Below are 21,029 nucleotides of genomic sequence, written 5' to 3'. Positions count from 1 at the left end.
GCGACCGCCGCCGAGCGGCCGCTACAGCCCCAGCGCCCGTCGGATGTCGCGCCAATCGACGTATTTGAAGTTCTGGGTGCCGATATCGTTGACGTCGTCCTGGATGATGACAAGGCCCTCGGGGAAGGGGCCGACTTGACCGCTGGCGGCCGCCAGGCCGTCGGTGCCGGTGACGCCGTCGACGGCGCCGTCGACGACCTTGAACCGGCCCTTGTATTCGGGAGCCGGGCCGTCGATGCGCCAGACGGGGAAGGTGGAATCGCCTTGGCTGGAGGCGATCAGGTAGCGGCCCGAGGCGTCGGTGATGGTGGTCAGGCCTTCGGCGTCGGCGTCCAGGATGTCCTTGGCGATGGGCTGGATCAGGGTACGGGTCGCGCCTGAGGTCGGGGTCAGGCCATAGCGCCACAGGCCGACGTTCTCCTCGTTGATATAGAGGGCGTCGGTGGCTTCGTCGGCGGCGCAGCCTTCGGAGATGGTCCCGATCTCGGCTGTGCGGACCAGGCGCGCCGTGGGCCGGCCGGCGGCGTCCACGCCCAGGATGAACTGGCGAAGCTCGCCCTCGTGCCCGACCAGGATGGCGTGAACCTCGGCGCCGCGTCGGGCGAAGCAGAAGCCGTAGGGTTCGATCACGTCGGTCGCGACCGCGCCCCAATAGAGCACGCCGTTCTGGCCCGTCCCGGCCGGATCGAAGGTGTAGAGAGAGATGCCCGTCTTGCCCGGCGTGCGGTCGCTGGCGCCCAGCACCACCTGCGGACGGCCGCCGACCGACAGGCCCTCGACCACATCGACATTGTTCAGCAGGCCCTCGGGCAGGAACTGCAGGATCTGGCCATCGAAGCCGTAGATGTAGAGGCCGGACTTCTTGTCCGTGCCAGCGACGAAGCCGGGCGTCTGGCGCCCCATGATCGTGACCGGATTTGCCGAGGCCCAGACGGCGGGATCGTCGGCGGCGTCCTGACCCGCCGTGCCGACCGACGGGGTTTCCAGCACGGCCATAACCGGGACGCCGGGGCCGACGAGGCCGGCGCCCTCGCCCTGATAATCGACCTCGTGCGAGGCGCAGGCGGCGAGCAGGGCCAGGGCGGCGCAGGCGGTCAGCGAGCGGGCGAGGGATGGGCGCATGTCGGTCTCCGGACGATCTGGACGCGTCCCTGTCGGCAAGCCGCCCGTGGGTCAACGGCGCGAGCGTGACGGTTCGGCGCCGGTTCGATGACTGATGTTCCGCCAAGGGATCAAGCGTCGCCGTTTTGTCGGAAAACCGCGAACGAGGCGTCGTGGAATCGTCGCTGTCGCGTCGCCGCAAAAGGTTAAGCGGCCCCTCCATCGGCTGAAGCGAAACGTCGCTCGCCGAAGGGGACCTGACATGAAACTGAACCTGCTGATGAGCGCTGCCTTGGCGCCGATGATCCTGGCGCCGCTGGCCATGCCCGCCCATGCCGATGTCGACGCCGCAGCCTCGGCCTCAACTGCGGTCGCCGGCGACGTGATCTACGGCCGGGTGACCAACGCCGCCGGCGCGCCCCTGCCGGGCGCCGAGGTTCTGGTGCGCGGGACCAGCCAGCGGGCCGTGACCAACACCCAGGGCGAGTTCACCCTGCCGACCGCCAGCGGCGCCATGGTGCTGGAGGTCAACTATCTGGGCCTGCCCTCGACCAGCCAGACGGTCGTCACGACGCCGGGCGAAGACGCCAATGTCGCCATCGTCCTGGGCGCCCAGTCTTCAGGAGGAATGGCCGCCACCGACGTGGCCGATGTCATCGTGACCGGCGTCATCACCGACGGCGTCGCCCGTTCGCTGAACCAGCAAAAGAACGCCGACGGCACGGTCAACGTCCTGTCGGCCGACGCCATCGGCCGTTACCCCGACCCCAATGTGGCGGAATCGCTGCAGCGCGTTCAGGGCATCGCCATCCAGCGCGACCAGGGCGAAGGGCGCTACATCAATGTGCGCGGCGCGCCGGCCGCCTTCACCGCCGTGTCGGTGGACGGGGTCGCCATTCCGGCCGTGTCGCCCACGACCCGCGCGGTCGATCTGGACACCCTGCCGTCGGACATCGTTTCCAGCGTCGAGGTGTCCAAGACCCTGACGCCGGCCCAGGACGCCGATTCCATCGCCGGCGCCGTGGACATCAAGACCCGCTCGCCCTTCGACAAGCGCCGCCTGGCCGTTAGCGGCTATGCCGGCGGCAGCTACAACGACTACGGCGGTTCTGACACGCGCGCGGGCGCCACGGCGTCCAACGTCTTCGGCCCGGATCAGACCTTCGGCGCCCTGGTGTCGGTCAGCTATTCCGAGACCAACCGCCGGCCGGACAACGTCGAGAACGGCTGGGTTCTGATCAACCGCAACGCTGCGCAGGGCGGCGGCCAGATTTGGGGTCTGGAGAACACCCTGTTCAAGGACTACGAGACTGAAAGGACCCGCAAGGCCGTGACCGGCGCACTTGAATGGCGGCCGAGCGACGCGATCCGTTTGTGGATCAAGGGCTCCTACGCCCAGTTCCGCGACGACGAGTTCCGCAACACGCTGAACTTCACCTACAGCGACGGCACGCTGCAGCCGGGCTCGACCGACACAAGCGCGACCTTCACCAACGCCCGCATCTACAAGCAGCTGCGTCACCGCACCCAGGAGAACGACATCTCCACCTTGGTGCTGGGCGGCGAGCAGACGTTCGGCAATGGGGCGGTCTGGGACGGCGCCCTGTCGTTCGCCAACAGCAAACAGACCTATCCGCACCGCGACGAGCTGGTCTATCGCTCCAGCGCGACGACCCTGTCGTACAACACGGCCGACCACTATCATCCGACCTATTCGGCCTTCAGCGAGCCGACCGGCTTCTATCTGAACGCCAACAACTACAGCTTCCGCGAAAACACCTTCCGCTCGAACACGACCGAGCAGGACGATGTGGCGTTCAAGACCAATCTGTCGCTGCCCACCGTCATCGGCGGCCGCGAGGTCGAGCTGAAGTTCGGCACCAAATACAGCACCCGCGATGTGGCGGCGGATGAAGAGCGGTTCCGCGATCGGAGCGCGGCCGCCAGCTCCGGCGCCCTGGCCCCGCTGCTGAGCGATCGTCCGTCGCAGAACTACGACTACAATCTGGGCTTCAAGTTCGATGCGGGTCTGGTGACCGACTATTTCGATCGCGTCCGCGCGGGCTCGACCAATCCCGACCCGGTCGCCGGCGTGCGCCGCGTTCCGCAATCGATCACCGCCGACTATACCGCGCAGGAAGACATTCTGGCGGGTTACGGCCAGGCCCGGTTCGATATCGGCGCGACCAATGTGCTGGTCGGCCTGCGTGTCGAGAAGACCGACTTCGAAGGCTCGGCGACCAGCGTAGCCCTGTCGGGCGCCCAGACCCTGGTCAAGGTCGATCGCGACCAGACCGACTTCTTCCCGAACCTGACGCTGCGCCACAGCTTCAGCGATCAGCTGGTCGGTCGTTTCGCCCTGACCCGCGCCATTTCGCGCCCGGACTATACCGACATCGTTCCTCGCGTTCTGGAAACCACCGACAGCGGCCGCACGACGGTGACGCGCGGCAATCCCGATCTGAAGCCGACCCTGTCGAACAACGTCGATGCGGGGCTGGAATACTATCTACGTCCGCTGGGAGTGATTTCGGCCAACGCCTTCTACAAGGACCTGTCGAACTACCGCTTTACCCTGGTCACCGATGGCGTCCCTTACGTGACGCCGACGACCACGGTCGCCCAGGTCACCGAGGCGCGCAACGCGCGTGACGGACACCTGGCCGGGATCGAGTTCAACTGGCAGCAGACGTTCGACTTCCTGCCGGGTTGGGCCTCGGGCTTTGGCGTCTTCGCCAACTACACCCTGACGGATGCGGAGATCAAAACCAGCCGCGCCTTCGCCGGTCGCGACACTTTCGTGCTGCCGGGTCAGTCGGACGAGACCTATAACGCCGCCCTGTTCTACGAACGGTACGGCTTCAGCGCGCGCGTCTCCTACACGCATCGTAGCGACTTCCTGGAGGCGATCGACGCGACCAATCCCGGCAAGGACCTCTATGTCGAGGGGCGCGGCCAGCTGGACTTCACCGCCAGCTACGACTTCGGCAATGGGGTGGAAGTGTTCGGCGAGGCCAAGAACCTGACCGACAGCGCGGGCGTCCGCTACTACGGCGTCAAGGAGCGGACCTACGAGTACGAGAAGTTCGGCTACAACGTCTTCCTGGGCGTGCGCTTCAAGCTCTGAGCGCGCCGGTCAGACATGATCGAAGGGGCCGGGCGGCGACGTCCGGCCCTTTTTCATGGTTTTCGCCTCTGCAATTGGTCGAAACCCGGCCCCATATGGGGTCCAGCGGTTGACCCGTGCGGGGTCGGCGCTAGTGTCCGCGCGCCTTTCCCCGCGCGCCAGAAGACCAGAGGATACCATGGCCGAAGCCACCGCCGCCTACGACGTCGTCATCATCGGCGGAGGCCCTGGCGGCTATAACGCCGCGATCCGGGCGGGCCAGCTGGGCCTGAAGGTCGCCTGTGTTGAGATGCGTTCGACGCTGGGCGGCACCTGCCTGAACGTCGGCTGCATGCCATCCAAGGCCCTGCTGCATGCGTCGGAGCTTTGGAACGCCGCAAACACCGAGTTCGCCAAGATCGGCATCGAGGTCCAGCCCAAGCTGCACCTGGACCAGATGCACAAGGCCAAGGACGACAGCGTCACCGCCCTGACCAAGGGGATCGAGTTCCTGTTCAAGAAGAACAAGGCTGACTGGATCAAGGGCAAGGGCAAGATCGTCGGTAAAGGCAAGGTCGAGGTGACCGCCGCCGACGGCTCGGTCCAGACGCTGGACGCCAAGAACATCGTCATCGCCACCGGCTCGGAGCCGACCCCTCTGCCCGGCGTCGCCTTCGAAGACGGCAAGGTCATCGATTCCACCGGCGCCCTGTCGCTGCCGGCCGTGCCCAAGAAGCTGATCGTGGTTGGCGCCGGGATCATCGGCCTGGAGCTGGGTTCGGTCTGGCGCCGTCTGGGCGCCGAGGTCACGGTGGTCGAGTTCCTGGACCGGATAACGCCCGGCATGGACACCGAGGTCGCCACCGCCTTCCAGCGCACCCTGACCAAACAGGGCATGAGCTTCAAACTGGGCGCCAAGGTCACCGGCGCCAAGTCGGGCAAGGACGGGGTGGAGCTCACCGTCGAGCCGTCGGCCGGCGGCGCCGCCGAGACAATCAAGGGCGACGTGGTGCTGGTCGCCATTGGTCGTCGTCCGTACACGGACGGCCTGGGCCTGGAGAGCGTCGGTGTGACGCCTGACAAGCGCGGCTTCGTCGATCATGATCACTTCAAGGTGGCGGATGGCGTCTGGGTGATCGGCGACGTGACCCACGGTCCGATGCTGGCGCACAAGGCGGAAGAAGACGCGGTCGCCGTGATCGACACCATCGCCGGCAAGTATGGCCACGTCGACTATGCCCTGGTGCCCAGCGTCGTCTACACCTTCCCCGAAGTGGCCTGGGTCGGTCAGACTGAGGACCAGCTGAAGGCGGCCGGCGTTCAGTACAAGAAGGGCAAATTCCCCTTCACCGCCAACAGCCGCGCCAAGATCAATCACGAGACCGACGGTTTCGTGAAGGTGCTGGCCGACGCCGCGACCGACAAGGTGCTGGGCGTCCACATCATGGGCCCGCAGGCCGGCGAGATGATCCACGAGGCCGCCATCACCATGAGCTTCGGCGGCGCGTCGGAAGACATCGCCCGCACCTGCCACGCCCACCCGACCCGTTCGGAAGCCGTCCGTCAGGCGGCCATGGATGTCGAAGGCTGGATGATGCAGGCCTGATCCGAAACGGATCGAGACTCAACCAGGGCCCGGACGGCGACGTCCGGGCCTTCGTTACATCAGGCCAGACCCTTCAGCCGATAGAGCGCCTCCAGCGCCTCGCGCGGGGTCAGGTCGTCGGGGTCGACGTCACGCAGGGCCAGTTCCACGGGCGAGGGGCCGCGCATCGGTTCCGGCTCGGCGACGGCGAACAGGGGCAGGTCGTCCAGTCGGGCGGCGGCGGCCTTTTCGCCTTCCAGCCGGTCCAGCACCGAGCGGGCGCGGGCGACGACGGAGGCGGGGACGCCGGCTAGTTTGGCGACCTGGACGCCATAGGAGCGGTCGGCCGCGCCGGGCGCCGCCTCGTGCAGGAAGACCAGTTCGCCGTTCCACTCGCGCGCGACCATGGACAGGTTGCAGACGTGGTCCAGCCGCGTCTCCAACTGAGCCAGCTCGTGATAGTGGGTGGCGAACAGGGTGCGGGCGCGATTGGTCTCGTGCAGGGCCTCGGCCGTGGCCCAGGCGATGGCCAGACCATCATAGGTGGCGGTGCCGCGCCCGATCTCATCCAGAACGACGAAGCTGTGCGGCGTGGCCTGGGTCAGGATGGCGGCGGTCTCGACCATCTCCATCATGAAGGTGGAGCGGCCGCGCGCCAGGTCATCGCCGGCGCCGACGCGGCTGAACAGCCGGTCCACCACGCCCAGCCGCATCGAGCGGGCAGGCACGAAGGCGCCGGCCTGGGCCAGGATCACCAGAAGCGCATTCTGGCGCAGGAAGGTCGATTTACCCGCCATGTTCGGGCCGGTGACGATGGCCAGGCGCGATCCGTCCTGGCCCGACCCGTCAAGCCGGGCGTTGTTGGGTGTGTAGGGATCGCCGCCCGCCTTGACCGCAGCCTCCACGACGGGGTGGCGACCGGCCTCGACGCAGAAGGTCAGGGTGTCGTCCACGATCGGGCGGGTCGCGCCGACTTCCTGGGCCCATTCGGACAGGGCGGCGTGGGCGTCCAGTTCGGCGAGCGCCTCGGCGACGGCCTGCAGCGGCTGGGCCAGGCGGGCGGCCTCACGTCGCCAGCCCTCGAAGGTTTCGCCCTCGATGGCGAGCGCCCGGTGGCCGGCCTGACTGATCTTGGCGTCCAGCTCCGACAGTTCGACGGTGGTGAAACGGACTTGGGCAGCCAGGGTCTGGCGATGGATGAAGGGGCTGTCGGGCCCGGCGCGGAGTAAGGCTTCGGCGGCCTTGGCGCTGGTTTCGAGGAAATAGCCCAGCACGGCGTTGTGCTTGATCTTGAACGGCACGCCGGACTCGGCGACGGCGCGGGTCTCCAGATCGGCAACGACGCGGCGGCTGTCGTCGCGCAGGGTGCGGGCGGCGTCCAGTTCGGGGCGATAGTCGGGGCGCACATAGCCGCCGTCGCGCGCCAGATGGGACGGCTCGTCCACCAGGCCGTCGATCAGATCGGCCTTCAGCCGCGAGACGTCGGGCGACAGGGTCAAGCGGTCCAGCGCCGAGGCGATGCGGCGCGGCTGACCGGTCAGGGGATCGACCTGACCCACGAACAGACCGGCGACGCCCTCCGCGATCGACAGGCCGGTGCGCACGGCGGCCAGGTCGCGCGGGCCGCCCCGACCCAGCGCCAATCGCCCGACGGCGCGGGCGATGTCGGAGGAAGCCTTCAGCGCGTCGCGCAGGTCACGACGCAGATCACGGCGCTCCAAGAGCCATTCGACGGCGTCGAGCTGCTCGTTGATGGCCAGGGGATCGCGCAGGGGCCGGGCGATGCGTTCGGCCAGGGCCCGGGCGCCGCCCGAGGTGACGGTGCGGTCGATGCAGGCGAGCAGGCTGCCCTCACGCTCGCCGCGCTGGGTGCGATCGATCTCAAGACTGGCGCGGGTCGCAGGGTCGATGGCCAGAAAGCCGCTTTCGCCCAGACGGCGCGGCGGGGCCAGGGCAGGGACCTTGCCGGCTTGGGTCGTCTCCAGATAGGCGGCGATCAGACCCAGCGCCGAGACCTCGGCCTCCTCGAAAGCGCCGAAGCCGTCGAGCGCCGAGACGCCGTACAGGCGTTCGACGCGGGCGCGCGCGGCCTGGGGTTCGGCGATGGCGCCGGCCAGCGCCTGGACCACGCCGCCCGAGCCGTCCAAGGCGTCGCGGGTGGTCTCGTCAGAATACATACGGTCGGTGACCAGGACTTCAGACGGGCGGAAGGCGGCCAGGGCCGCGCCCAGGTCTTCGATAGAACAGGCGACGCTGTCGACCGCGCCGGACGACAGTTCGACCACGGCGACGGCCGCCCGACCTTTACGCACCGCGACCGCCGCCAGACGATTGGCGCCGCGCGCGTCCAGCAGGCTGTCTTCGGTCAGGGTGCCGGGCGTCACGACCCGGACCACGCCGCGATGCACCACCGCCTTGCCGCCCCGCTTCTTGGCCTCGGCGGGGTCTTCCAGCTGTTCGCAGATGGCGACCTTGTGGCCGATGCGGATCAGCCGGGCGAGGTAGCCCTCCATCGCATGGACCGGCACGCCGGCCATCGGAATGTCCTCGCCCTGATGCTTGCCCCGCTTGGTCAGGGTGATGCCGAGCGCCGCCGCCGCGACCTCGGCGTCCTTGAAGAACAGCTCGTAGAAATCGCCCATGCGGAAGAACAGGATGGCGTCCGGCTGGCCCGCCTTGGCCGTCAGATATTGCGCCATGAACGGCGTCGCGCCTTCCAGCGAGGCGGCGATTTCCGGGGGATGGGAGACGGGGGCGTTCATGTGGCCACAGGGTGACGGATCGCGCCCGGCGGCTCAAGGCCGTTGACCGGCTCTTGCACAGGCTTGTCGGCCCTGCGATAGGCCACGTCAGGCGGTTAAGGGAACACGGTGTGACGCCGTGGCTGTGCCCGCAACTGTAGGCGGCGAGAGCGTCGTCCGTCCGGGGTTTCGATCCCGGCGCCACTGGGAAACTGGGAAGGCGAGGACGGCGGTTTACGACCCGCAAGCCAGGAGACCTGGCCGCCGACGTCGCTCGCTCCTGTCCGGGACCAGACAGCAGCGCGGTTTCTCCGTGGAAGCGACCCGACCTTGCGCCGTCCAGACCCATAAGCGGCCTGGCGGGTCGGTTCGCTCATGACGGTCTCTCGCGCGCATTTGCGGGACCGAACACGGGGGTATCGCTCAATGAAGCGTTCCATTCTTCTTTCGACGGCGGCGATTGCGGCCGCCTTCGCCGCGCCTGCCTTTGCCGAGGACGCCACCCAGCTGGACGAGGTGATCGTCACCGCCACCCGCATCCCGGCCATCGTCGCCGACACGCCCGGCGCCCGCGTCATCGACGGCAAGACCATCGAGCAGCGCGGCGCCATCTTCGCCGCCGACATCCTGGCCGATGTGCCGGGTCTGTCGGTGACGCGCTCGGGCGCTTTCGGCGGCGTAGCCCAGGTCCGCATGCGCGGCGCGACGCCCGGCAAGACCCTGGTCCTGGTCGACGGCGCGCCGGTCAACGATGCGGCCGAGCCGAACGGCGCCTATGACTTCTCCAGCTTCGAACTGGCCGATATTGCGCGGATCGAAGTGCTGAGCGGCCCGCAGTCGTCGCTGTGGGGATCCGACGCCATCGGCGGGGTGATTTCCTTCACGACGCAAGAGATCGACGGCCTGCGCGCCGAGGCCGAGGCCGGCAGCTTCGACACCGTGCGCGGCCGCGTGTCGGCCGGGGTCGCCAACGAGACCTACGCCTTCAGCGCCTATGCTTCACGGTTCGACACCGACGGGATTTCGGCGGCCGACGAGGCGGACGGCAACACCGAGGCCGACGGCTTCCGCAGCACGACGCTCGGCGCCAAGGGTCGCTACGTCCTGTCCGATGCAGTCAAGGTCGATGGATCGGTGCGCTGGAACAAATCAAAGGCCGATATCGACGGCTTCCCGGCGCCGAACTATGCGCTGGCCGACACCGCCGACACCCAGGAGAGCGAGCAATGGTCGGGCTTTGGCCGGGTGACGGCCAAGGCGTTCGGCCTGACCCATCAGTTCAGCGTCTCGGCGTCGGATCTGGATCGCAGCTCGGTCAGCGGCGGCTTCGGCTCGACCTTCACCGGCGACCGTCAGGCTTATCGCTGGCAGGCGAACGGCCAGGCGCAGGACATCGACTATGCGTTCGGCGTGGAGCGGAACGAGGCCTCGGCGGCCCTGTCGTCGGGACTGTCGCGCGACCTGTCGATCACCTCGGTGTTCGGCGTGGCCCAATACGATGTCGGCGCGCTGAACCTGACCGGCGGACTGCGGTATGACGACACCGACGATTTCGGTTCCAAGACGACGGGGCGGGTGTCGGCAGCGTACGACTTAGCCGGCGGCTTCATCCTGTCGGGCGCCTACGGCACGGGCTTCAAGTCGCCGACGGTCAGCCAGGCGGTCTGCGACTTCTGCTTTGCGCCGCGGCCCTATCCCGAGCTGAAGCCGGAAACGGCCGACAGCGTCGAGATCGCCTTGGGCTGGGCCTCGGCCGACGGTCGGTTCGACGGGCGGGCGACCCTTTATCGCCTGAACGTCGAGGACCAGATCACCTATTCGGCCGGTCGCTATATCAACGTCGCCAAGACGCGGTCGGACGGGTTCGAACTGGAAGGCCGCGCCCTGCTGGGCGGCGGTTTCGACCTGACGCTGGCCTATGCCTGGACCGACGCGACGGACCGCACAACGGGCGCGCGCCTGCTTCGCGTGCCGGAACACGCCGGTTCAGCGACCCTGGGCTGGACGGGCGATCGTCTGTCCGGCGCGCTGACAGTGCGGGCGGAAGGCGATCAGGACGACTCGGGCGGCTTCTCGACCGTGGCGCGCGACGGCTTCGTCACCGCCAATCTGAACGCGGTCTATGAACTGACCGACCAGGTCACCCTGACGGCGCGGATCGAGAACCTGGGCGACGAACACTATCAACAGGTGTTCGGATACGGCGAGCCGGGACGATCCGGCTACGTCGGGATCAGGCTGCGCTACTGATCCGGGCGCGGGCGTCGGCGGTGAAGGCCGCCGGCGCCTCTAGCGCCAGAGCCGCCCACTCCAGATTGGGACAGGGAGCGTGGGCGGCGGCCAGGATGGCGCGCAGTTCGGCGGCGGAGGCGACGCTGGCCACGACCTTGTCGACGCCGGGCAGGGCCAGGGCGTAACCCAAAGCCGCCTGCATCGGATCGCAACGCTGCTCGGCCAGACGCCGGCGGGTGCGAGACAGCGCCTGGGCATGACTGGCCAGTTCGGCCGGAAGATCGTCGCCGCCCGCGAACAGCAGGCCGCCGGCGAAGACCGAAGACAGATGGACCGAGGCGCCCGTGTCGGCGATGGCCTCGAGCACGCCGTCCTGGGCCGCGCGCTGGTCCAATAGGCTGCAGGGCACCTGGACCACATCGGCTTCCAGACGGCGCGCGAGAAGCGCGGGGCCGTCCTCGATCGTGGCGCAGAAGCCGATGCGGCGGAACAGGCCGCGATCCTTCAGGCTGCGGGCGCGATCCCACAGGGCGCGGCCCTCGGCGCCGGCCAGATCGGCGGCGTTGGAAATCAGCAGAACATCGCCGCGCGGCAGGCCCATCCGCTCCAGCGAACGACGAGCGCGGGCCTCGACCCGGTCCAGACCTTCGCTGAGCGCAACGGTGCGGACCGTAACCTGGAAAGGCGAGGGGAAGGGCCAGGCCTGACCCAGCAGGCGTTCGCCGTCGCCCTCGGGCCGGGTGGCGATCAGCTTGACCCCGGCGTCGGCTCCGGTTTGCAGCAGAAAACGCATGGCTTCTTCGCGGGCGCCGGAAGGCGCGCTCATGAAGGCGCCGGGCGCGCGCTCGGGCTCGGTCACCACGGCGAGGGCCAGGCGATGGATGGGCGACGACGCCGAAGGTGTGGCGGGGGAATACGACACGCCCGACACTATGATCGCCAATGCTTAAGGGACGCTGAGCGAGACCTTAAGCGAACCCTACTTATCCACCGCTGATATACGCACTGAGGCGAAAATCAGGCGTCGGCATCAGGCTGCAAGTCCGGGTGGGCCGAGGCGAAGGCGGGGTGAGCCAAGGCGGTCTGTTCGACCGCCAGCAGACGCGGCCAGGGCGATAGGTCCATGTTGAAGCGCCGCGCCGAATACATCTGCGGAATCAAATAACAATCGACCAGGGTCGGGGCGTCGCCGAAGCTCCAGCCGGCGCCGTGGCGGGCGATCAGAGCCTCCAGCGCGTCGAAGCCCGGCGCGATCCACCGGGCCGCCCAAGCGTCCACGGCGGCCTGATCGGCGTTGAACTCAGACCGGATGGCCTTCAACACGCGCAGATTGTTCAGCGGGTGAATGTCGCAGCCGATCAGCGCGGCCATGGCGCGCACGGTCGCCCGGTCGTTCGCCCCCTTCGGCAGCAGGGCCGGGTCGGGGTGGGTTTCCTCCAGCCATTCCAGAATGGCCGGGCTCTGGGTCAGGACCATATCGCCGTCCTGGAGGGCGGGGACCATGCCCTGCGGGTTCAGCGCCACATAGTCGGGCCTCTTCTGTTCGCCCTTGCGCAGGTCGTGAGCGGCGTTGTCGTAGCCGATCCCCTTGAGATTCAGAGCGATGCGAACGCGGTAGCTGGCGCCCGAGCGCCAGTAGCCGTGCAGGATCACGACTGCACCTCGAAGCTAAGCGTCTCCAGACCGTCGATGGTCACGACCACGCGGTCGCCCGGCTTGACCGGACCGACGCCGGACGGGGTGCCGGTGAAGATCAGGTCGCCGGGTTGCAGCGACCACAGGGCGGCGGCGGCCGCGATGATCCGGTCGGGGTTCAGAATCATGTCGTTCAGGACGCTGTCCTGTTTGGTTTCGCCATTGACGCTCAGACGGATGGCGCCGTCGGGCGAGGGCAGGTCGCCCAAGGTGATGGGGCCGCAGGGCGCGGACTGATCGAACCCCTTGGCGGCGTCCCAGGGGCGACCGGCCTTCTTGGCCTCGGCCTGAAGATCGCGGCGGGTCAGGTCGCAGCCGACGGCCCAGCCGACGATGGCGACGACGCCGTTCTCACCCGGCCCGATCGCGGCGACCAGTTCGGCTTCGTAGTGCAGGTTCGCGGTGGCCGACGGATAGGATGGGTTTGCGCCGTCCGAGACGATGGCGTCGCCCGGCTTGGTGAAGAAGAAGGGCGTCTGCTTATCAGGGTCCGACCCCATTTCGCGCGCATGGGCGGCATAGTTCTGGCCCACGCACAGGATGCGGCGAACGGGGAAGCGCTGGTCCGATCCGACGATCGGCAAGGACGGGGCGGGGCGGGGCGCAAACAGCCATTGGGTCATAACGACCGTTCTAGTGCGGCGAAAAGCCCGTGGCGAGAGGCGCACGCCCGACCCACCTAAAGGAACCTCGTTGCGCATGTGGCGTTGCAACACGGGGTTCTCTATTCTACCGCCAAGCTTTCAACGGAGCGCGCACCATGGCCACCACCAAGGCTCGAGAAGATATCAAGGCCGACCTGAAGACCCTCAAGGAGGATCTGAAGACCGGCGCCCGCGAAGAGACCCAACGCCTGCGCGACAAGGCCGCCGAGGCCGAAGCCAAGCTGCGCGCCAAGAGCGACGAAGTCCGCGAGCAGGCCCGCAGCTATTACGACGAGGCCCGCGTGAAGGGTCGCGAATATTATGACGACGCGGCCGAACGCTTCGATGAGGCGCAACGCTATGTCGTCGAGCGCGTGCAGGAGCGTCCGCTGCAATCGACCGCCGTGGCGCTCGGCGTCGGCGTCATCCTCGGCATGCTGCTGGCCGGCCGCCGTCGCTGATGTTCAAGGGCATCGTCAAAAAACTGGTGGCGACGGCTGTCGTCGCCGCCAGTGCGTTCCTGGCCGTCGTCTTCCTGGGCGTGGCCATCTTCTATGCGCTCAGCCTGACGCTGACGCCGCTCGGCGCGGCGGCCGTGACGTTTGGTCTGTTCGCCTTGGTCGCCCTGATCGTGGCGCTGGTCTTCCTGAAGGGCGACAAGCACGACGACGCCGAAGAGGAAGATGAGCCTGAGGGCCTTTTGGGCAAGGTGATTCACATCGTTCGCGAGCGTCCGATCGTCGGCGCCGTGGGCGGTCTGGGCGCGGCCTTCCTGCTGTTGCGCAACCCGGCCTTGGCGGCGATCGTCGCCAGCATGGTCGCGGATCGCAAGATGGATCAGGGTGGCTATTCGCGTCGTCGCCGTCGATAGGCGATGGAACGGCCAGGCGACCCTGGCGTTGATGATACAGACCGACGAACGGCTCCCGGGTCGCCGACGGCAACATCAACTCAGGAGAGCTAAACCCATGATGCGCTGGGCAATTATCTTCCTCGTCGTGGCCCTTGTCGCGGCCGTTCTCGGCTTCGGCGGCATTGCGAACTTCTCGTTCGAGATCGCCAAGTTCGTCGCCGTCGTGGCCATTATCCTGTTCGTCATCGCTCTGGTGGCCGGCGGACTGCGTGGACGCGGCGCACCGCGACTTTAGGCCGAAGACACCAAGTCGAACGAGGGGCGGAGCCGAAGGCTTCGCCCCTTTTTCATGCACAGCGCGGATCTATAAGAAAGAACTTTACAACACAAAGCAAATGAACGATGCTGTCTCAACGGTTCGAGGAGGAGAGCATCATGACCCGCGAGACCCAAGCCATTCAGGACGACATCGCCTATATGCGCAGCCTGGCGCACGAGGGGCGGCATGCGCCGCTTCTGGCCGGGCCGATCCTTATCGCCGCGGCCGTGGTTTTCGGTGGCGCTAGTCTCGGGCAGTGGGCGATTCAATCGGGCGCCGTTCAAGTGAATCCGTGGGCTCAGTTGTGGTTGTGGATCGGCGCAGGCGTCGTCTTCGCAGTCGCCCTGAGTCTCTTGATCGGGCGTATGAAGGGAAAGCCCGGCATCAACTCAGCGGGAAACAAGGCAGTGGGAGCAGCTTGGTCCGGCGTAGGCTACGGAATCTTCGTAACCTGGCTGGCGCTGGTTGCCCTGTCCGTAAAGACCGGAAACTGGTCGTGGATGGCCGTGATGCCGACGACGGTGCTGGTTGCCTATGGCTCGGCCTGGATGATTGGCGCAGCGATGACCAAAACGCGCTGGATGTCATTCACGGCCCTTGCGGCCTATGCCGGCGCGGTTGCCGTGGCTTGGTTCATCGACAGCCCCATGCTCTATCTGGTCTTCACGATTGTCCTCGTCGCCATCGCGCTGATCCCGGGGATCATCCTGATGCGTCAGGAACCGTCGGAGGTGGTCTGAGCATGGCCGACGACTTCGACATCAGCCGGATCGACGACGTCATTCACGGGCGCATCCGGCTGGGGATCATGGCTTTTCTGTCCGGGGCCGGATCGGCCGACTTCACCACACTGAAGACCCGGTTGCAGACGACGGACGGCAATCTTTCGGTCCATCTGCGAAAGCTGGAAGAGGCGGGGTTCGTCGCCGTCTCCAAGAGTTTCAACGGTCGCAAGCCGCTGACGGAGGCCAGTCTGACCGATCAGGGACGCGACGCCTTCGTCGCCTATCTGGATGCGATGGCGGGCCTGCTGCCAGAGCGGTGAACATAGGCTAGAAGCGCGGTCATGACCGACCGCCTTCACGCCTTCGAGGCCATCGACAACTTTCGCGACTACGGTGACTACGCCACAGCGACCGGGCGGCGCGTAAAGCCCGGCCGTCTGCTGCGCTCCGCCCACCACGCCCGCGCCAGCGAGGCGGATCTTGAGCGGCTTAAGGCGCTGGCCATCGGGGCCGTGGTCGATCTGCGCCGACCCAGCGAGCGCCGCGACCAGCCGTCGCGTCGGCCTGAAGGCTTCAGCGGGCAGATCATCGAAGGCGGCGTGGACGACGGGGCGGAGGCGCCGCACATAACCTTTCTGAAGACCGCCGACCTGACGCCGGACTCCGGGCGGCGCTTCATGACCCAGACCTATCGCAGCCTGCCGTTCGACGCCTCGCATCAGGACGTGTTCGGCCGCTATTTCCAGGCCTTGGCGGATCAGGCCGAAACTTCTCGAAATCGGGCGGTGGTGATCCATTGCGCGGCCGGCAAGGACCGGACGGGTTTTCTCGCCGCCCTGACTCACCACCTGCTGGGCGTGTCGCGCGACGACATGGTCGAGGACTATCTGCTGACCAACACCGCCGTCGACCTGGCGGGTCGGGCGCCCGGTATCGCCAGACAGCTGCACAAGATGACGGGTCGGGTCGCGTCGGACGACGCGATCGTCGCCTTCTTGGGGGTCGAGGCCGCTTATCTGGAAGCCGCCTTCGCCGAGGTCGAGGCGCGGCACGGATCGGTGGACGCCTATCTGAAGGAGGCGCTGGGCGTCGATGCGGCGCGGCGTGATCGGATCGTGCAGCGACTGACCGCGTGAGCGAGGTTTTCAGCCACACCGTCACGCGCGACGCGCCCTGGGTCGATCCGGTCGCGGTGGCGGCGGGTCTGGGCGGCGGCGACGGCGCGTTAGCCCTGCTCTCGGACGGCGGGCCGGGCGGTCGCTGGTCCCACGTCGCCCAGGCGCCGGACGTTGTGCAGGTCGGCCCGGTGGATGACGCCGCGCCCTTCGAGGCGCTGCGTGATCCGGTGTTCGCCGCCGGGGTCGTCGGTCTGGCCGCCTATGACGCAGGCGCCCGGCCGGCCACCGGACCGCGCGAGACGGTCTGGCCCGACCTGATGCTGGCCCGTTATCCCGCCATGCTGAGTTTCGATCATCTTGAGCGCTCAGTGTGCGCCACGGGAAGAGGCGCGACGGCGGAGCAGGCGACAGCGGCGGCCGAGCGGGCTCTGACCTGGCTGGCGACGGCCGCGCCGGTCGTGACGCCCTCCGCGCCGGCCGACCGGTTCGAGGCCGAGGCGCCGGCGAGCGCCTACCGCGACGCGGTCGCGGATGTGGTGCAGCGCATCGGGGCGGGGGAGCTGTTCCAGGCCAATATCGCCCGGGCCTGGTCCGGCGCGCTGAAGCCTGGCCGCGATCCATTCGAGGTCTTCCTGCGGCTGCAAAAGGAGCGGGCGTCACCGTTCGGGGCCTATTGGCGGGTCGGGGATCGGGCGCTGGTGTCGAACTCCCCCGAACTGTTCCTCGCCTTCGATCCCGCCAGCCGCCGCATCGAGGCGCGTCCGATCAAGGGCACCCGACCGCGCGCTGACGAGCCTCGAGAGGATGCGGCCATGGCGGACGAGCTGAGCTTCAGCGCCAAGGATCGCGCCGAGAACCTGATGATCGTGGACCTCATGCGGAACGACCTAGCCCGCGTGTCGCAGCCCGGGTCGGTCAAGGTTGAGGCTCTTTTCGAGGTTGAACACCATCCGACGGTGCATCATCTGGTCTCGACCGTGACGGGGGCGGCCAAGACAGGGGTGGGTCCGGCCGAGTTGCTGGAGGCGACCTTTCCGCCCGGCTCGATCACCGGCGCGCCCAAGCATCAGGCGATGAAAGTGATCGCCGCGCACGAGCCGCCGCGCGGACCCTGGTGCGGATCGTTGTTCCTGATCGGCGACGACGGCGCCCTGACCGCGTCGGTCTTGATCCGAACCGCCGGTTTCGAACGGAAAGACGGCGTCTGGAACTATCGCACCCTCGCCGGCGCCGGCATCGTCGCGGACAGCGATCCGGCCGCCGAAGAGGCGGAAACGGACGTCAAGATTTCAGCGATGCGACAGGCGTTGGTCGGGATGTAAGGATCAGCAACCGCTGCAAGGGATCATTTCAACGGTGCGCGGTCGCAGATAGGCCATGCGGCTGAACTTGGTCACATAGGGCGCGACCCGGTCGAATGGTGATTTGTAATCATAAAAGGCTTCGGCAACGATAACTGACTCGCCGTTGGCGAGCATGTCTGAAGGGACCTTGGCCTGCGCGACCGTCAGTTTCGACGAGATGCCTTTTCCAACGCTCCAGTCCACCTTGTAGGTCGTCGCGTTCACGCGCGTGACGCTGCTGACGCGTTGGGTCAATGAAGACGAAGCAAACGGCGCCATGATCAGGTCGCCGATTGCGAACACATCTGTCAGGTCAGTTTTGCTTGTGCTGTCGCTCTGGGACACCAGGTCCGCCACCATCGCGGCGACGTGGCCAGTTCGTTTCAGCGCCATATAGCCCTGACAGAACTCCACCATGCTGAAATAGAACAAGATCAGGATTGGCGCGAGAAATGCGAATTCAACTGCGGCGATGCCGCGAGTGTCGCGTCCGTATGATCGAACGAATGAGGGGATGCTGAAGCGCGTCATTGCCACGGTTCATTGCGAAAAGCGGTCGTCGCCGTAAGCAAGACTTTGCCTGTTCCGATCCGAGATACCGCCTGGCTTAAAAGAGGCGTAGCGAGAGGATGTGCATACCAGATACGGACCAAAATCAGATCACCAGCCTTGCCGCCGTTGTAGATGGTCTTTTTGTCATCCATGGCGTTATTGGTAATTGGATCCTGGACAGCCGGCGCGCTGAACTTGGGAATAACTCTCACATCCACGGTCATTCGACTGTCGCAGTCGGATTTGAATACGACCATCTTCGAGCAGACTTGGGCTTTGAACTTGGTCTTGTCGAAACCCTGCGCGTGAGCCTGGCCGGTGCGAATGAGACGGCCGCTATCCATGGCCGCCGTTTCAAGTACTGAATCCAGAACAAATACGACGCCTAACTCCAGGATCGAAAAGATCATCAGGAAGAAGGGGATGGCGACCATGGCGAACTCGACCGCAGCCGACCCGTCTCGCTTCCGCCTGAAGGGGCTGAAACGCGGCTTCAATGATCTCCGAGCGCGCATGGTTGAAGTCAGGGGGCTGTGGGCGCAGCAGATGCCGAGGGGGACCGGACGCTGGGCGTGCACGAGGCGCCGCAGGCCATCTCCGTCGCCTGAGCGCCCCGCCAGACCCGAACCGAACCGGTAGAGCCGCCTGTCACGACGATCTCACGCTGGAACAGGGTGCGGCCTACGCCGTCGACAGCGACGACTTCAGTGACGCCATAGCCCTTGCCGACGATGAACATGGTGTTGGCGTCGACCAGCGAGACATCTGCGATCTGGGGGTTGCCGACGATGATGGAAGCGGCGGCGCCGCGAAGCTGAACGCGCGCCGAGCGATCGATCTCAACATTCAGCGCGCCGTCCTGGGCGCTGGCGACGACGGGGACGGCGAACAGGGCGGCGGCGAGCAGTAGGGACGAGATGCGAGACATCGGCGGCTCTTGATAGTGGCGCGTGTGAACGCGGACGCGCGCATGATGCAGCCGTGATCCTCAACAAAGGCTGAAGCAGGGATATGAGAATTTTCTTTGGTAAATCTGCGCGTAACCAAACCTCGTGACTCAGATTTAACGGGCCTCGTGCATTTTGATCCTGCGTTTGGGGGTCAAGCGGGCTACCGGCTCCCCCCGCCAAGTTGCTCGCTAGACCATTTGAAAAAGGAACTACCCATGACCAAGTTCATCTCGCGCTTCGCCAAAGACGAATCGGGCGCCACCGCCATCGAATACGGCCTGATCGCTGCTCTGATCGCCGTCGCCCTGATCACCGTGCTTGGCACCATGAGCGGCAGCCTGAAAGACACCTTCACGAAGGTCAGCACTGAGCTCGACACCGCGAACGCCGGCTAATCGCCAAACGTTCAAAGTCCTGAGAATGGGGCCGGGGCTGAAAAGCTCCGGCCCTTTTCTGTGGTCGAAACCCAACATTAAGTCCTGTCGCACAACATGCCGGTCATGGATATTCTGCTGCTCACCCTGCTCGGCGTCTTTCCGGCCCTGGTCATCGTCGGCGGTCTGCACGACCTGATCACCATGAAGATCCCGAACTGGATCTCGTTGGCCCTGATCGGCGCCTTTTTCCCCATCGCCTTTCTTATCGGTGCCGCGCCGATGGATGTCGCCATCCATGTCGGCATCGGGTTCGCGGCCTTGCTGGTCGGCATGGGCATGTTCGCCGCCGGCTGGATCGGTGGCGGCGACGCCAAGCTGCTGGCCGCCAGCTGTTTATGGATGGGGATGAGCGGCGTCGCGCCCTTTTTGATCTACACCGGCATCGCGGGCGGGGCCTTCTGCCTGCTGCTGATGACCGCGCGTCAATATTTTCCGATGGTCGCCCCGTCGGTGTCGCAAGGCTGGGTCATCAATCTGATGCAGCCCAAGGGCGATATTCCTTACGGCGTCGCCATCGCCATCGGCGCCCTGCTGGCCCTGCCCGAGAGCGGGCTGCTGCTGACCTTCGCCTCGGGTCGCTGACACCCGTTGACCGGCGTTCGCGGCGCTTAGGAAGCGTTAACCCGCAAGGCCCATGATCGTTAACGGTAGGCGTCGGGGGATGAATCCGAAACATTGCGCCTGCTGGAGACATCCTGGATGAAGCCCGCCCGCATCGTCGTCATCTGCATCGCCGCCGTCTCGGCCATTGGCCTGGCCCTCGTGGTCCGGGCCATGGGGTCGTCGTCGAACGAACCCACGACACCGGCCGCCGCCGCTCCCGTTGAAGTCCGCCCGATGGCCAAGGTGTTGGTCGCCGCCAAGGATCTGGAACCGGGCAAGCGTCTGGTGGAGGCCGACCTCGAATGGAAAGATTGGCCCGTCGATGAGGTCAATCCCGTCTTCATCACTGACGGCTCCACCCCGGTTCCCGCCAAGCCCGCTGCGGAAAGCGCAACGGCGAAGGCGACGGACGCCGTGAACCGCGTCGCCAAGGCGGCGACGGAACTGGCCACGACCGGCGCCAAATCCGACTATATCGGCTCGGTGGTCCGCGAACCCATTCTGGCCGGAGAGCCGATCGTGTCGCGCAAGATCGTGCGCGCCGGCGACAGTGGCTATCTGGCCGCCTATCTGGAGCCGGGCATGCGGGCCATGGCCATCGCCGTGACGGTGGAATCCGCCGCCGGCGGGTTCATCCTGCCGGGCGACCGCGTCGATGTGGTGCTGACCGCCGAAACCAATCGCGACGGCGCCGTCGAGGGCGCGACCAAGTCCAAGTTCGCCTCGGGCGTCGTGCTCCAGAACATCAAGGTCCTGGCCATCGACCAGGCGACCCGCGTCGGCGACGACGCCCAGGCCGTGGTGGGCGCCACCGCGACCCTGGAAGTCCGACCGCAAGACTCGGTTCTGCTGGCCCAGGCCAAGTCGGAGGGCGAACTGTCGCTGTCGCTGCGATCCTATGCCGACACCGCCGGACCATCCGGCGCCACGCGCCGCCCATCGGCAGCCGTGTCCCAACCCCAGGCCGTGCGCATCTATCGCGGCGGCGCGCCCGAAGTGGTGGCCGTGCCATGAGGACTCAACCG

General features: G+C 66.6%; 21 protein-coding genes and 1 riboswitch. Of the genes, 13 read left to right on the top strand and 8 right to left on the bottom strand.

The genetic code is table 11. The features are described from left to right. Nucleotides 1-21 precede the first annotated feature (21 nt). On the bottom strand, nucleotides 22-1,122 hold the full coding sequence (locus BLR19_RS10800) for a phytase (RefSeq protein WP_091750753.1): 1,101 nt from the start codon (nucleotides 1,120-1,122) through the stop codon (nucleotides 22-24). 241 nt (nucleotides 1,123-1,363) lie between these two features. On the opposite strand from BLR19_RS10800, the gene BLR19_RS10795 reads away from it, so the two are divergent. Then, a complete protein-coding gene (locus tag BLR19_RS10795) occupies nucleotides 1,364-4,228 on the top strand; it encodes a TonB-dependent receptor (protein ID WP_091750750.1) in 2,865 nt (954 codons plus the stop codon). Nucleotides 4,229-4,406: 178 nt separating this feature from the next. Then, entirely contained in the window at nucleotides 4,407-5,813 is a 1,407-nt protein-coding gene (gene lpdA / locus BLR19_RS10790) for a dihydrolipoyl dehydrogenase (protein ID WP_091750748.1), read from the top strand. Between the two features lie 59 nt (nucleotides 5,814-5,872). Here lpdA and mutS read toward each other — a convergent pair whose 3' ends face one another. Continuing rightward, entirely contained in the window at nucleotides 5,873-8,554 is a 2,682-nt protein-coding gene (mutS, locus tag BLR19_RS10785; RefSeq protein WP_091750745.1) for a DNA mismatch repair protein MutS, read from the bottom strand. A gap of 50 nt (nucleotides 8,555-8,604) precedes the next feature. Next, nucleotides 8,605-8,814, top strand: a riboswitch (cobalamin riboswitch). Nucleotides 8,815-8,959: 145 nt separating this feature from the next. Between mutS and BLR19_RS10780 the strand changes: the two genes are divergently transcribed. Then, complete coding sequence (locus BLR19_RS10780; protein WP_091750742.1) at nucleotides 8,960-10,783, top strand: TonB-dependent receptor plug domain-containing protein; 1,824 nt, start codon at nucleotides 8,960-8,962, stop codon at nucleotides 10,781-10,783. Here the strand turns inward: BLR19_RS10780 and BLR19_RS10775 are convergent. From BLR19_RS10775 to BLR19_RS10765, 3 genes are all read right to left on the bottom strand, one after another. Continuing rightward, nucleotides 10,767-11,687 carry an aldo/keto reductase gene (locus tag BLR19_RS10775; protein ID WP_218119397.1) on the bottom strand — a complete coding sequence of 307 codons (921 nt, stop codon included), beginning with the start codon at nucleotides 11,685-11,687 and terminating at the stop codon, nucleotides 10,767-10,769. The two genes, BLR19_RS10780 and BLR19_RS10775, sit on opposite strands and share 17 nt — an antisense overlap. A 95-nt stretch (nucleotides 11,688-11,782) precedes the next feature. Further along, on the bottom strand, nucleotides 11,783-12,418 hold the full coding sequence (gene maiA / locus BLR19_RS10770; RefSeq protein WP_091750739.1) for a maleylacetoacetate isomerase: 636 nt from the start codon (nucleotides 12,416-12,418) through the stop codon (nucleotides 11,783-11,785). Further along, nucleotides 12,415-13,083: a fumarylacetoacetate hydrolase family protein gene (locus BLR19_RS10765; protein ID WP_091750737.1), complete on the bottom strand. Its 669-nt coding sequence runs from the start codon at nucleotides 13,081-13,083 to the stop codon at nucleotides 12,415-12,417. The genes maiA and BLR19_RS10765 overlap by 4 nt, the downstream gene beginning before the upstream one ends. A gap of 137 nt (nucleotides 13,084-13,220) precedes the next feature. On the opposite strand from BLR19_RS10765, the gene BLR19_RS10760 reads away from it, so the two are divergent. The 7 genes from BLR19_RS10760 (at nucleotide 13,221) to BLR19_RS10730 (ending at nucleotide 17,441) form a co-directional block, all read left to right on the top strand. Next, nucleotides 13,221-13,565, top strand: a complete 345-nt coding sequence (locus BLR19_RS10760) for an ElaB/YgaM/YqjD family protein (RefSeq protein ID WP_017506144.1) — start codon at nucleotides 13,221-13,223, stop codon at nucleotides 13,563-13,565. Beyond that, nucleotides 13,565-13,975 (top strand): hypothetical protein, encoded by a 411-nt coding sequence (locus BLR19_RS10755; protein ID WP_091750734.1) that lies wholly within the window; start codon nucleotides 13,565-13,567, stop codon nucleotides 13,973-13,975. The genes BLR19_RS10760 and BLR19_RS10755 overlap by 1 nt, the downstream gene beginning before the upstream one ends. 97 nt (nucleotides 13,976-14,072) lie before the next feature. Beyond that, nucleotides 14,073-14,252: a DUF1328 domain-containing protein gene (locus BLR19_RS10750; protein WP_039243970.1), complete on the top strand. Its 180-nt coding sequence runs from the start codon at nucleotides 14,073-14,075 to the stop codon at nucleotides 14,250-14,252. Nucleotides 14,253-14,392: 140 nt separating this feature from the next. Then, complete coding sequence (locus tag BLR19_RS10745) at nucleotides 14,393-15,016, top strand: hypothetical protein (protein ID WP_255366602.1); 624 nt, start codon at nucleotides 14,393-14,395, stop codon at nucleotides 15,014-15,016. 2 nt (nucleotides 15,017-15,018) lie between these two features. Continuing rightward, the gene (locus tag BLR19_RS10740) at nucleotides 15,019-15,321 is read left to right on the top strand and encodes a winged helix-turn-helix domain-containing protein (protein WP_066552877.1); all 303 of its coding nucleotides are present in this window, start codon (nucleotides 15,019-15,021) and stop codon (nucleotides 15,319-15,321) included. A gap of 21 nt (nucleotides 15,322-15,342) precedes the next feature. Then, on the top strand, nucleotides 15,343-16,137 hold the full coding sequence (locus BLR19_RS10735) for a tyrosine-protein phosphatase (protein WP_091750728.1): 795 nt from the start codon (nucleotides 15,343-15,345) through the stop codon (nucleotides 16,135-16,137). Continuing rightward, a complete protein-coding gene (locus tag BLR19_RS10730; RefSeq protein WP_091750726.1) occupies nucleotides 16,134-17,441 on the top strand; it encodes an anthranilate synthase component I family protein in 1,308 nt (435 codons plus the stop codon). The genes BLR19_RS10735 and BLR19_RS10730 overlap by 4 nt, the downstream gene beginning before the upstream one ends. 3 nt (nucleotides 17,442-17,444) lie before the next feature. Here the strand turns inward: BLR19_RS10730 and BLR19_RS10725 are convergent, their stop codons facing one another. Genes BLR19_RS10725 through BLR19_RS10715 form a run of 3 tightly spaced genes read right to left on the bottom strand, consistent with a single transcriptional unit; the run spans nucleotide 17,445 to nucleotide 18,942 of the window. Further along, nucleotides 17,445-17,993: a TadE/TadG family type IV pilus assembly protein gene (locus BLR19_RS10725; RefSeq protein WP_091750723.1), complete on the bottom strand. Its 549-nt coding sequence runs from the start codon at nucleotides 17,991-17,993 to the stop codon at nucleotides 17,445-17,447. Next, nucleotides 17,990-18,529, bottom strand: coding sequence for a TadE/TadG family type IV pilus assembly protein (locus BLR19_RS10720; protein WP_091750721.1), 540 nt, complete (start codon nucleotides 18,527-18,529; stop codon nucleotides 17,990-17,992). Before BLR19_RS10720 ends, BLR19_RS10725 begins: the two co-directional genes overlap by 4 nt. An 8-nt stretch (nucleotides 18,530-18,537) precedes the next feature. Further along, on the bottom strand, nucleotides 18,538-18,942 hold the full coding sequence (locus tag BLR19_RS10715) for a pilus assembly protein N-terminal domain-containing protein (protein WP_091750718.1): 405 nt from the start codon (nucleotides 18,940-18,942) through the stop codon (nucleotides 18,538-18,540). A gap of 237 nt (nucleotides 18,943-19,179) precedes the next feature. Between BLR19_RS10715 and BLR19_RS10710 the strand changes: the two genes are divergently transcribed. From BLR19_RS10710 to cpaB, 3 genes are all read left to right on the top strand, one after another. Then, nucleotides 19,180-19,359: a Flp family type IVb pilin gene (locus BLR19_RS10710; protein WP_091750715.1), complete on the top strand. Its 180-nt coding sequence runs from the start codon at nucleotides 19,180-19,182 to the stop codon at nucleotides 19,357-19,359. Between the two features lie 105 nt (nucleotides 19,360-19,464). Then, nucleotides 19,465-19,983, top strand: coding sequence for an A24 family peptidase (locus BLR19_RS10705; protein WP_039244111.1), 519 nt, complete (start codon nucleotides 19,465-19,467; stop codon nucleotides 19,981-19,983). Nucleotides 19,984-20,100: 117 nt separating this feature from the next. Continuing rightward, the gene (gene cpaB, locus BLR19_RS10700; protein WP_091750970.1) at nucleotides 20,101-21,018 is read left to right on the top strand and encodes a Flp pilus assembly protein CpaB; all 918 of its coding nucleotides are present in this window, start codon (nucleotides 20,101-20,103) and stop codon (nucleotides 21,016-21,018) included. Nucleotides 21,019-21,029 lie beyond the last annotated feature (11 nt).

The sequence above is a fragment of the Brevundimonas sp. 374 genome (genome assembly GCF_900102995.1).
Taxonomy (GTDB): domain Bacteria; phylum Pseudomonadota; class Alphaproteobacteria; order Caulobacterales; family Caulobacteraceae; genus Brevundimonas; species Brevundimonas vesicularis_C.
Note: the sequence above shows the minus strand (reverse complement) of the source record. Positions and strands in the feature narration are given on the sequence as shown.

Bases quoted from the DNA above. Each gene is read 5' to 3' on its own strand.
- BLR19_RS10800 (WP_091750753.1), bottom strand. From the start codon at position 1,122: ATGCGCCCATCCCTCGCCCGCTCGCTGACCGCCTGCGCCGCCCTGGCC.
- BLR19_RS10795 (WP_091750750.1), top strand. From the start codon at position 1,364: ATGAAACTGAACCTGCTGATGAGCGCTGCCTTGGCGCCGATGATCCTG.
- lpdA (WP_091750748.1), top strand. From the start codon at position 4,407: ATGGCCGAAGCCACCGCCGCCTACGACGTCGTCATCATCGGCGGAGGC.
- mutS (WP_091750745.1), bottom strand. From the start codon at position 8,554: ATGAACGCCCCCGTCTCCCATCCCCCGGAAATCGCCGCCTCGCTGGAA.
- BLR19_RS10780 (WP_091750742.1), top strand. From the start codon at position 8,960: ATGAAGCGTTCCATTCTTCTTTCGACGGCGGCGATTGCGGCCGCCTTC.
- BLR19_RS10765 (WP_091750737.1), bottom strand. From the start codon at position 13,083: ATGACCCAATGGCTGTTTGCGCCCCGCCCCGCCCCGTCCTTGCCGATC.
- BLR19_RS10760 (WP_017506144.1), top strand. From the start codon at position 13,221: ATGGCCACCACCAAGGCTCGAGAAGATATCAAGGCCGACCTGAAGACC.
- BLR19_RS10755 (WP_091750734.1), top strand. From the start codon at position 13,565: ATGTTCAAGGGCATCGTCAAAAAACTGGTGGCGACGGCTGTCGTCGCC.
- BLR19_RS10750 (WP_039243970.1), top strand. From the start codon at position 14,073: ATGATGCGCTGGGCAATTATCTTCCTCGTCGTGGCCCTTGTCGCGGCC.
- BLR19_RS10745 (WP_255366602.1), top strand. From the start codon at position 14,393: ATGACCCGCGAGACCCAAGCCATTCAGGACGACATCGCCTATATGCGC.
- BLR19_RS10740 (WP_066552877.1), top strand. From the start codon at position 15,019: ATGGCCGACGACTTCGACATCAGCCGGATCGACGACGTCATTCACGGG.
- BLR19_RS10735 (WP_091750728.1), top strand. From the start codon at position 15,343: ATGACCGACCGCCTTCACGCCTTCGAGGCCATCGACAACTTTCGCGAC.
- BLR19_RS10725 (WP_091750723.1), bottom strand. From the start codon at position 17,993: ATGACGCGCTTCAGCATCCCCTCATTCGTTCGATCATACGGACGCGAC.
- BLR19_RS10720 (WP_091750721.1), bottom strand. From the start codon at position 18,529: ATGCGCGCTCGGAGATCATTGAAGCCGCGTTTCAGCCCCTTCAGGCGG.
- BLR19_RS10715 (WP_091750718.1), bottom strand. From the start codon at position 18,942: ATGTCTCGCATCTCGTCCCTACTGCTCGCCGCCGCCCTGTTCGCCGTC.
- BLR19_RS10710 (WP_091750715.1), top strand. From the start codon at position 19,180: ATGACCAAGTTCATCTCGCGCTTCGCCAAAGACGAATCGGGCGCCACC.
- BLR19_RS10705 (WP_039244111.1), top strand. From the start codon at position 19,465: ATGGATATTCTGCTGCTCACCCTGCTCGGCGTCTTTCCGGCCCTGGTC.
- cpaB (WP_091750970.1), top strand. From the start codon at position 20,101: ATGAAGCCCGCCCGCATCGTCGTCATCTGCATCGCCGCCGTCTCGGCC.